The following is a 9,395-nucleotide window of genomic DNA, read 5'->3' as shown; positions in this document are numbered from 1 at the left end:
CCCCCCCCCCCCCCCCCCCCCCCCCCCCCCCCCCCCACTACCAGATTCGCTGTCCCATCAGCCAATCATCGCTTCTGCGCGAACACCCACGCCCACATCGCCGCATCGGCATAGGTGGCGTCCCAGGCGTTGTGGTTGCCTTCGGGGTACTCGGTGTAGCGCACGTCCTTCGCGCCGGCCTGCTGGAACGCGGCGTGCAGCTTGCGGTCGTCCTCCGGCGGCACCAGGTCGTCCAGCGCGCCATGGAACATCCAGATCGGGACGTTGCGCAGGCGCTGGGCAATGGCGGCGTAGGGGTCGCTCTGGCCGGCCACGGCCTCCACCTGCAGGTCCGGGCGGCTCTGGTGCGGGGACAGCACCGCGCCGCAGACCGGCACGATGGCGGCGAAGCGGGTCGGTTCGGCCAGCGCGATGTTCCAGCTGCCGTAGCCGCCCATCGACATCCCGGTCAGGTACTGCCGCTGCGGGTCGGCACCAAACTCGGCGATGGCGGCATCCAGCGCGGCCAGCGCGATGCGGTTGTTCTCGCCGGACCACTCCTGGTCATCGGGCGTCTGCGGCAACACGACCAGCGCGGGGAAGGTGGAGGCGTGCTGGCGAAGGTAGGGCCCGAGCCCGGCCTGGGTCTGGCGGCGGCCGTCGCGGCCACGCTCACCGGAACCATGCAGGAACAGCACCACCGGCAGTTCGCCGTGTGAGGCCGCTGCGTTGCGGGGAACGAACACCTGGTAATACGCAGTCTGCCCATCCACCTTGACCGCACGGCCGACGAACTGGCCACCGGCGGCATCAGGGGTGCTCGCACAGCCGGCCACTGTCATCATCGCCACCGCCCACAGCAGCCATCCACCCCAGCGTCGCGCCATTGTCGTGCCTTGTCTGAAATCGATTTCAGTCTAGGCGCCCTGGCGCGCTGGGGCATCGTGCAGTGCATCAGTCCGGGCGCGGCGCGGCGGCCAGGATCTCCATCTGCTCGATCGCCTCGGGATGCCCGTCGGCGGCCGCCGCCTGCACCTGGGCCAGGCTGGGGTGGACCACCAGCAGGATAGGGTTCTCGCACTGCGGGCAGTCGAATTGGGCTTCGTCTTCGTGCAGTTCCATCGGCATCTGCCGCGCGCTGCCCTGCCATTCGCAGGCGGCGCAGGTATACGTCGCGTCGCGCCAGCCGGGCTGGAAATAGTTGTCGAGGGTCAGGGCCATGCGGGGTCCAGGGTCAGTGCAGCAGGATCAGGCTGGCCAGGCCGAGGAAGCTGAAGAAGCCCATGACGTCGGTGACGGCGGTCACCACCACGGTGCCGGCCACGGCCGGGTCCACGTTCATGCGCTTGAGCAGCAGCGGCAGCAGGACGCCGGCCAGGGCAGCGGCGCAGAAGTTGATGATCAGCGCCAGGGTGATCACCAGTGACAGCAGGAAGCTGTGGAACCAGAGGTAGGCGATGATGCCGACCACGGTGCCGATCAGGGTGCCGTTGATCAAGGCGACGCGCGATTCCTTCCACAGCAGGATGCGCGCGTTGCTCTGGCCGACCTGGCCCAGCGCGATGCCGCGCACCATCAGGGTCAGCACCTGCACGGCGGCATTGCCGCCCACGCCGGCCACGATCGGCATCAGCACTGCCAGCGCCACCACTTTCTGCAGGGTCAGCTCGAACTGGCCGATCACGCTGGCCGCCAGGAACGCGGTGCACAGGTTGATGCCCAGCCAGACCACGCGGCCGCGCACGGCGCGCTTGATCGGCGAGAACAGATCTTCTTCTTCGTCCAGACCGGCGGCGCCCAGCGCCTGGTGCTCGGCCTGCGACCGGATGATGTCGACCACGTCATCGATGGTGATTCGCCCGAGCAGGATGTTGTTGTCGTCCACCACCGGGGCGGACACCCAGTCATGATCGGAGAACTGGCGCGCGACCTCATCGGCGCTCTCGCCGACATCGATCGCCGGCTGCTCGTCATCGATCAGGCGGTTGATCGGGGTGTTGTCCTCGTGCGTGACCAGCGCGGCCAGCGAGAGGCGGCCCAGGTACTGATGGCGGCGGCTGACCACGAACAGGTGATCGGTGTGGTCGGGCAGTTCGCCGCGCAGGCGCAGGTAGCGCAGCACCACATCGACATTGACGTCGGCGCGCACGGTCACCACGTCCGGGTTCATCAGGCGGCCGGCGCTGTCCTCGGGATACGACAGCACCTGCTCAAGCCGCTCGCGGTTCTCGCGGTCCATCGACTTGAGCACTTCATCGATGACCGTGTCCGGCAGATCTTCGACCAGATCGGCAAGGTCATCGATGTCCAGGTCTTCGACCGCGGCGATGATCTCGTCCGGGTCCATGTCGGCCAACAGGCTTTCGCGCACTTCCTCGCCGACGTGGACCAGCACCTCGCCGTCGTCTTCCGGATCGACCAGGCCCCAGACAATCTCGCGCTTGCCCGGCGGCAGCGATTCGAGCAGGTTGCCGATTTCCGCCGGCGCCAGGGTGTTGACCAATCGACGGACCGGACCCAACCGCCCGCTGTCCAGTGCATCGGACAACAGCCGCAGCTGGCGCGCCGTCTTGTCGTGGCGTACGGCTTCGGCCATGCGCAGCTCCTGCGGGAAAAGAAAAAGGCCGCTATCCGGTAGAGGATGCGGCATGGGCGGTGGTCACCGCGTCATTATCGCGCGCTTACATGTCAATCCGGTAGGCCATCACCGTAGGCGATGGCAACCGTCATGCCGTCGCCAGGCTCGCCTTCTCGATCCAGCGTTCGATGCCGCGGCGGTCGCGTGCCTGCAGCAGCTTGGGCGCCATCGCCTGCAGCACCGACAGATCGCTGTCGCGCACCGCGCGGCGCACTTCCAGCAGCGTGCCAGGGTGCAGGCTGAATTCCGTCAGCCCCAGCGCCAGCAGCAGACGCGTCATCAGCGGATCGCCGGCGATCTCGCCGCAGACCGCCACCGGAATGTTGTACGCCTGGCCGGTGCGCAGGATGTGCGCGAGCAGGCGCACCACCGCCGGGTGCAGCGGCGAGTACAGCTCGCCGACCGCCTCGTTGTTGCGGTCGGCGGCGAGCAGGTACTGGACCAGATCGTTGGTGCCGATCGAGAGGAAGTCGACCAGATCGATGAAGCTTTCCAGCGCGATCGCCGCGGCCGGTACTTCGATCATCGCGCCGAACGGGATGTGCTCGGCCACTTCGTGGCCTTCCGCGCGCAGCAGCTCGGCCTGCTTGGCCAGGCGCCGGCGGACCGCAAGGATTTCCTCGCGGGTGCTCACCATCGGAATCAGGATGCGCAGCTTGCCGTAGGCCGAGGCGCGCAGGATCGCGCGCATCTGGGTGTCGGCCACCTTCGGCCGCGCCAGCGACAGGCGCACGCCACGCAGGCCCAGCGCCGGGTTTTCTTCGTTGCTCAGGGTCAGCCCGGTGCGGTCGGCCTTGTCCGCGCCCAGATCCAGGGTGCGGATCGTGACCGGCCGCCCGCTCATGCCGAGGGCGGCATCGCGGTAGGTCTCGAACTGCTCCTGCTCGTCCGGCAGCTCGTTGCGCTGCAGGAACAGGAATTCGGTGCGGTACAGGCCCAGCCCGTGCGCGCCCAGCGCATGCGCCTGGGTGACGTCTTCGCTGGACTCGGCATTGGCGAGCAGGGCGATATCGACGTTGTCGCGGGTGCGGCTGGGTTTGGTGCGCAGGCGCCCGAGTTCGCGCTGCTCGCGCGCGTGCTCACGGAGCCGCACGCGGTAGTCGCGCAGGTCCTGTGCCTGGGGGTTGATGGTGACCGTGCCATCGCTGCCGTCCATGATCAGCACGTCGCCATCGGCGACCTTCTGCAGCACGTTCGGGACATTGACGATCAACGGCAGGTGCAGGCTGCGCGCCAGGATCGCGCTGTGCGAGAGCGCGCTGCCCCCGGCGGTGACGATGCCGACCACGCCGTGGGCCTGCAGCTGGGCCAGCTCGGAGGGGGCGATGTTGTCGCAGATCAGGATCTCGCCGGCCATGCCTTTGACGTCCGGCGGGCGCTTCTGCAGGAAGGCATGGATGCGGCCGATCACATGGTCCAGATCGTCCATGCGGCTCTTCAGGTAGGCATCGTCCATGCCATCGAAGACCTTGGCCAGGCGGTCGCGCTGCACGCGCAAGGCGTAGCCGGCGCTGTAGGGGCCACTGCGGATCAGTTCGTCCAGACCGAACAGCAGTTCGGGGTCATCCAGCAGCAGGGCGTGCAGGTCGAGGAATTCGCCGACCTCCTGGTTGAGCGCGCCATGCAGGCGCTGGCGCAGCTCGTGCATTTCGCCGCGGGCCGCTTCCACGGCCACGTGCAGGCGCTCCAGCTCGGCCTCGATCTTGGCCGGCGCAATGCGCTGCTCGGCCACTTCCAGGGCATGCGGCAGGCGCACCCGGGCACGGCCCAGAGCGTTACCGCGCGAGGCACCGTGGCCGGACAACAGCATCGCCCCGGACGCGGTCCGGGCCGGTGCGGAGGATCCCGATCGCGGCTGCCCCCCCATGCTCAGTTGTCCTCGTCGAAACGCCGTTCGAACAGGGCCACCACCGCGTCCATCGCGGCGACTTCGTCTTCGCCCTCGATGCGCACGGTGACCGGGGTACCCTGGCCGGCGGCCAGCAGCATGACGCCCATGATGCTCTTGGCATTGATCTCACGGCCTTTGGCGGCCATGGTCACGTTGCAGCGGAAGGGCGCCAGCTCCTGCACCAGCTTGGCAGTGGCGCGGGCATGCAGGCCCAGGCGGTTGGAAACAGTGAGTTCACGTTCAAGCATCGTCGACAATCGCTCCATTGCGAGTGCCTGCCGCGGCTGTGGCAGGCAGTTGATCCAGTCCCTGTTCCGGATAATTCATCACCCGCATCAACATCGGCAGGCTCAGCGCCGAAACCCGGCGAGCCGGGGTGCCCAGACGAGCCAGTTGCCCGGCCAGATTGCTGGGGCTGGCGCCGTACAGGTCGGTCAGGATCAGCACGCCCTGGCCACTGTCCACCCGGCGCAAAGCGGCCGAGGCGAGCGGGAGCAGGACGTCCATATCTGCGTCGAACGGTACTTCGAAAGCTTCGGTCTTCAGCGGCAGGTGCCGCAGCAGACGGGTCGCCACGTCCAGCAGGGCCGTGCCGACACCGGGATGAGTTACGAGGAGAATGCCACAGGTCATTCCCGAACGTTAACAGGTCAACATGAATTGGCGATAGCACGCGTGAAAGACTGCTGTGTTCCGCGGTTCAGCGTGTCGATGCCGACCGCCGCCGGCACTGCCGCATTCAGTCCAGTTCGCGGTGGAAGGTCGCCACTTCCGGCCAGCCCTGATCGCGGGCATGGCGGGCCATACGCTCGGCCATGTACACCGAGCGGTGCTTGCCGCCGGTGCAGCCGAACGCGACGGTCACATAGCTGCGGGTGTCATTGCCCAGCCGCGGCAGCCAGGTATCCAGGAAATCGACCAGCTGGCCGGCATAGCGCTGCACATCGGGTTGTTCGTCCAGATGCTCGCGCACCCCGGCATCACGACCGGACAGCGGGCGCAGCTCCGGATCCCAATGCGGATTGGGCAGCACGCGCACGTCGAACACGAAGTCCGCTTCGGCCGGCACGCCGCGCTTGTAGGCGAACGATTCGAACAGCAGCGAGAGCTTGTTGCCATGGGCCAGCGCGAATTCGGTCACCACCTTGCGGCGCAGCTGGTGCACGTTGAGATTGCTGGTATCGATCACTGCATCGGCGGCGGCGCGCAGCGGCGCGGTGAGTTCGCGCTCGCGGGCGATCGCTTCGGGCAGCGACAGCCCGAGCTGGCTCAGAGGGTGGCGGCGACGGGTGTCGGCGTAGCGCTTGAGCAGGGTTTCATCGGTGGCATCGAAGAACAGCAGCTGCGCATCCAGGCCCGCCGCCTTGGCATCTTCGCGCCAGTGCGAGAGCTGGGTCAGGTCACTCTGCGCACGCACGTCGATGCCGACCGCCAGCCGGCGCGGGGCCTCGCGACCCGGATCGCCGAGCAGGCTGCGCACGAAATCCGGCAGCAGGTCGATCGGCAGGTTGTCCGAGCAGTAGTAATCGAGGTCTTCGAAGGTCTTCAGCGCGACCGTCTTGCCGGACCCGGACAGCCCGCTGACGATGATCAGGGTGGCGGCGGTCGGGGCGGAGGCGGGGGCGGGTGTGGTCATGGCGTGCGGCGTTCCAACATGTTGCTGTGGCGGGCGATGAACATCGCGGCCGGGTCGATGCCCTTGGTCCGCAGGATGTGCAGGCGCGTGGCGGCTTCGGTCAGCACAGCCAGGTTGCGGCCGGGCATCACCGGCAGGGTGATCAGCGGCACATCCAGGTCCAGCACGTGGCGGGTACCCGAGTCGCCGGTCAGGCGTTCATAGCCGTAGGGGGTGGGTTCGGTCATCGGCTTGGTCAGGTGGACGATCAGCCGAAGGTACTTGTTCTTCTTTACCGCTGTATCACCGAACATCTCGCGCACGTTGAGCACACCCAGGCCGCGGACTTCCAGCAGATCCTGCAGCAGCTCCGGGCAGGTGCCGTCGAGCACGTCCGGGGCGATCTGGGTGAATTCGGGGGCATCGTCTGCGACCAGGCGGTGGCCACGGCTGAGCAGCTCCAGCGCCAGCTCGCTCTTGCCCGAGCCGGCTTCACCGGTGATCAGCACGCCGATGGAATAGATCTCCATGAATACGCCATGCAGGATCACCCGCGGCGCCAGCGTGCGCGCCAGGTGGTAGGACAGGTGGTTGAGCAGTTCGTGGCCGCGTTTGGGTGAAATCCACAGCGGGGTCTGCGATTCGTCCGCGGCGGCGCGCAGGTCTTCCGGGCAGGACTGGTTACGGGTGATCACCAGCGCCAGCGGATGGGACTGCATGATCCGCTCGATGGTCTCCCAGCGCTGGCGCGAGTCCAGCGAGTCCAGCCAGGACAGTTCCTCGGTGCCGAGGATCTGCACCTTGTTCGGGTAGATCGCGTTGAGGTAACCGGCCAGTGAAGGACGGCGAGAGACCTTGTTGCCGGCCTCCAGCTCACGGCGTTCGCCCTGCTGGCCGGCGACCCAGCGCAGGCTCAGGCGGTCGCGCTGCTGTTCGAACAGTTCGCGCGCGGTGATGCTGGTATTCATGCGGCACTCGCCGGCGGGGGGAATTCGATGACCCGACGCAGCTCCTCGCCGTCGCGCGCTTCGCGCAGCGCCTGGCGGATGGCCGGCTCGGAGAACAGCTCGGCCAGCTCGGAGAGCAGCATCAGGTGTTGATGGGTGTAGTGCGCGGGCACGGCAATCGCGAAGACCAGGTCGACCGGTTCATCGCCGCCGAATTCCACCGGCGATTCCAGCCGCAGCAGGGCGCCGCGGGGGCGTTCCAGCAGGGGGGCACGGCCGTGTGGAATGGCGATGCCGTGGCCGATCGCGGTGCTGCCCAGCGTCTCGCGCTGGCACAGGTTCTGGTACAGCAGCTCGGCATTGGCTTCGCGGCAGGCCAGCAGGCGGGCTGCGGCCTTCAGAACGCTGTCGCGATCGGCGGCCGGCAGCACTTGCGTGCGGACGGCCGCCAGAAGATCAGTCAGAGGCATGTCGGGGTGGAAACGAGGGCATCAGCCCTCATTGTCGCCCACCGGCAGTGGTTGCGGTGCGTGCTGCTGCTTTTTCTCTTTGTGCTTGATGACCAGGCGGTCGAGCTTGTCGGCCAGGATGTCGATTGCCGCATACATGGTGGGGCCGCTGGCGTCCGCGTGCAGAGTCTGCCCGGGAACATTCACACTCGCATCGGCATGGTGCTCCGGCTTGCGGATCGACAGTTGCACGCGAACCTCGCAGTGCTGGTCGAAATGCTTCCCCAGCCGTTCCAGCTTGGTCTCCACGTACTCGTTCAGAGCCGGGGTGATCTCAAGGTGGTCCTTGCCAAACGTCTCGATGTGCATCGGGTTTCTCCTTTGTTCGGATGTGCCAATGAACCTTCCCGCCGGGCGCGGTGGAGCGTCAGACGATTCGTACTCTTTCGTGCGAGGCGGAAATGTTCATGGCTTCACGATACTTCGCCACGGTGCGTCGCGCTACCGGTATTCCCGACGTTTTGAGCAGGTCAGCCAGCTTGGCGTCAGAAAGCGGCTTGCGCGGGTTCTCGTCATCGATCAGGCGGCGCAGCATGGCCTGGATGGCGGTGCTGGAGGCTTCGCCGCCGCTGTCGGTATCGATGCCGGAGGCGAAGAAGGCGCGCAGTGGCAAGGTACCGCGCGGGGTACGCACGTACTTGCGGGCGATCGCGCGTGAAATGGTGGATTCGTGCAGGCCGAGCTCGCCGGCCACTTCACGCAGGGTCAGCGGGCGCAGCGCCTGTTCGCCGAACTCCAGGAACGCGGCCTGCTGGTCGAGCAGGCAGCGCATCACCCGCAGCAGGGTCTCGCCGCGGGCCTCCAGGCCCTTGAGCAGCCAGCGTGCCTCCTGCAGGTGGGCGCGCATGTAGCCGGCGTCGGCCTCGCCGCAGCGGCGGATCAGCTGCTCGTAGCCGCGGTGGATGACCACTCTGGGCCCGGCATGCCCGGCCAGGGCCGCGCGCCAGACGCCGTTCTGGCGCCAGACCACGCAGTCGGGCACCACGTAGCTGTCGTGGGAGAGCTCGCCGATCTGGGTACCCGGGCGCGGATCCAGCGAGCGCAGCAGCTGCACCGCGACCTCGACCTCGGCCAGTGGCTCGCGCAGCTCGTGGGCGATGCCGGCCACGCCGCTGCGGGGCAGGCGCTCCAGCGGGCCATCGGCGATGCGCCGGGCCAGGGCCAGGCCAGGGGTGTCGGCGGGCAGCACCAGCAGCTGCAGGTCCAGGCATTCGCCCAGGGAGCGCGCACCGACCCCCACCGGGTCGAAGCGCTGGATCTGGTGCAGCACGGTCAGGATTTCAGCCTCGTCGGCCTGGATGGCCGGGCGCAGGGTTTCGGCGATGGTCGCCAGTGGCTCGCGCAGGTAACCGTCTTCTTCGAAGGCATCGATCAGGGCCGCGCCGATGCTGCGGTCGCGGGCCGACAGGTGCGACAGGTGCAGCTGCCAGAGCAGATGGTCGGCCAGCGATTCGGTTTCGGCCACGCGTTCGGCGGCGCTGCCGTTGTCGTCATCGTCGAAGGAGCCGCCGCTGCTGCCGCTGGTCCAGTCGCCTTCGCCGGGTGACCAGTCGTCGCTGGCCGAGACCTGATGCTCGCCATCGGCATGGGTATCGGTGGGGGCGGGCGGGGGCGTGTCCTCGCCGGGGCTGGCCTCGAGCGCCGGTTCAGCGTTCTCGGCCCAGTCCAGCAGCGGGTTGGTCTCCACCGCCTCGTTGATTTCCAGCTCCAGCTCGGCGCTGGACATCTGCAACAGCTTGATCGCCTGACGCAGCTGCGGCGTCATGACCAGGTGTTGCCCCATCGATGTCTGCAGCCGTGCTTTCATGCCTGTGCC

The 9,395-nt window shown here is 67.6% G+C and carries 11 protein-coding genes; all 11 read right to left on the bottom strand.

The features are described 5' to 3' along the window. Positions 1-65 precede the first annotated feature (65 nt). The 11 genes from ACE026_RS03140 to ACE026_RS03090 all read right to left on the bottom strand — a co-directional run bounded on the left by ACE026_RS03140 (position 66) and on the right by ACE026_RS03090 (position 9,386). Complete coding sequence (locus ACE026_RS03140) at positions 66-866, bottom strand: carboxylesterase family protein (RefSeq protein ID WP_486037774.1); 801 nt, start codon at positions 864-866, stop codon at positions 66-68. Between the two features lie 67 nt (positions 867-933). Further along, entirely contained in the window at positions 934-1,200 is a 267-nt protein-coding gene (locus ACE026_RS03135) for a hypothetical protein (protein WP_486037772.1), read from the bottom strand. Positions 1,201-1,213: 13 nt separating this feature from the next. After that, a complete protein-coding gene (gene mgtE, locus ACE026_RS03130; RefSeq protein ID WP_123728558.1) occupies positions 1,214-2,575 on the bottom strand; it encodes a magnesium transporter in 1,362 nt (453 codons plus the stop codon). Between the two features lie 130 nt (positions 2,576-2,705). After that, positions 2,706-4,427 (bottom strand): phosphoenolpyruvate--protein phosphotransferase, encoded by a 1,722-nt coding sequence (ptsP, locus tag ACE026_RS03125; RefSeq protein ID WP_486037770.1) that lies wholly within the window; start codon positions 4,425-4,427, stop codon positions 2,706-2,708. A gap of 59 nt (positions 4,428-4,486) precedes the next feature. Then, positions 4,487-4,756 (bottom strand): HPr family phosphocarrier protein, encoded by a 270-nt coding sequence (locus tag ACE026_RS03120; RefSeq protein WP_121043139.1) that lies wholly within the window; start codon positions 4,754-4,756, stop codon positions 4,487-4,489. Then, on the bottom strand, positions 4,749-5,141 hold the full coding sequence (locus tag ACE026_RS03115) for a PTS sugar transporter subunit IIA (RefSeq protein WP_019185401.1): 393 nt from the start codon (positions 5,139-5,141) through the stop codon (positions 4,749-4,751). Before ACE026_RS03115 ends, ACE026_RS03120 begins: the two co-directional genes overlap by 8 nt. 106 nt (positions 5,142-5,247) lie before the next feature. Beyond that, positions 5,248-6,144 (bottom strand): RNase adapter RapZ, encoded by an 897-nt coding sequence (gene rapZ / locus ACE026_RS03110; RefSeq protein ID WP_486037767.1) that lies wholly within the window; start codon positions 6,142-6,144, stop codon positions 5,248-5,250. Then, a complete protein-coding gene (gene hprK, locus ACE026_RS03105) occupies positions 6,141-7,091 on the bottom strand; it encodes an HPr(Ser) kinase/phosphatase (protein WP_019185403.1) in 951 nt (316 codons plus the stop codon). The genes rapZ and hprK overlap by 4 nt, the downstream gene beginning before the upstream one ends. Then, entirely contained in the window at positions 7,088-7,540 is a 453-nt protein-coding gene (locus tag ACE026_RS03100; protein ID WP_259261255.1) for a PTS sugar transporter subunit IIA, read from the bottom strand. The genes hprK and ACE026_RS03100 overlap by 4 nt, the downstream gene beginning before the upstream one ends. 21 nt (positions 7,541-7,561) lie before the next feature. Then, complete coding sequence (gene hpf, locus ACE026_RS03095; RefSeq protein WP_259261257.1) at positions 7,562-7,888, bottom strand: ribosome hibernation-promoting factor, HPF/YfiA family; 327 nt, start codon at positions 7,886-7,888, stop codon at positions 7,562-7,564. Positions 7,889-7,946: 58 nt separating this feature from the next. Beyond that, positions 7,947-9,386, bottom strand: a complete 1,440-nt coding sequence (locus tag ACE026_RS03090) for an RNA polymerase factor sigma-54 (RefSeq protein ID WP_486037765.1) — start codon at positions 9,384-9,386, stop codon at positions 7,947-7,949. Positions 9,387-9,395: the final 9 nt, after the last annotated feature.

This window comes from Stenotrophomonas sp. AGC87, from assembly GCF_057333975.1.
Note: the sequence above shows the minus strand (reverse complement) of the source record. Positions and strands in the feature narration are given on the sequence as shown.

Bases quoted from the DNA above. Each gene is read 5' to 3' on its own strand.
- rapZ (WP_486037767.1), bottom strand. From the start codon at position 6,144: ATGACCACACCCGCCCCCGCCTCCGCCCCGACCGCCGCCACCCTGATC.
- mgtE (WP_123728558.1), bottom strand. From the start codon at position 2,575: ATGGCCGAAGCCGTACGCCACGACAAGACGGCGCGCCAGCTGCGGCTG.
- hprK (WP_019185403.1), bottom strand. From the start codon at position 7,091: ATGAATACCAGCATCACCGCGCGCGAACTGTTCGAACAGCAGCGCGAC.
- ACE026_RS03100 (WP_259261255.1), bottom strand. From the start codon at position 7,540: ATGCCTCTGACTGATCTTCTGGCGGCCGTCCGCACGCAAGTGCTGCCG.
- ACE026_RS03135 (WP_486037772.1), bottom strand. From the start codon at position 1,200: ATGGCCCTGACCCTCGACAACTATTTCCAGCCCGGCTGGCGCGACGCG.
- ACE026_RS03120 (WP_121043139.1), bottom strand. From the start codon at position 4,756: ATGCTTGAACGTGAACTCACTGTTTCCAACCGCCTGGGCCTGCATGCC.
- ACE026_RS03115 (WP_019185401.1), bottom strand. From the start codon at position 5,141: ATGACCTGTGGCATTCTCCTCGTAACTCATCCCGGTGTCGGCACGGCC.
- ACE026_RS03090 (WP_486037765.1), bottom strand. From the start codon at position 9,386: ATGAAAGCACGGCTGCAGACATCGATGGGGCAACACCTGGTCATGACG.
- ACE026_RS03140 (WP_486037774.1), bottom strand. From the start codon at position 866: ATGGCGCGACGCTGGGGTGGATGGCTGCTGTGGGCGGTGGCGATGATG.
- hpf (WP_259261257.1), bottom strand. From the start codon at position 7,888: ATGCACATCGAGACGTTTGGCAAGGACCACCTTGAGATCACCCCGGCT.
- ptsP (WP_486037770.1), bottom strand. From the start codon at position 4,427: ATGCTGTTGTCCGGCCACGGTGCCTCGCGCGGTAACGCTCTGGGCCGT.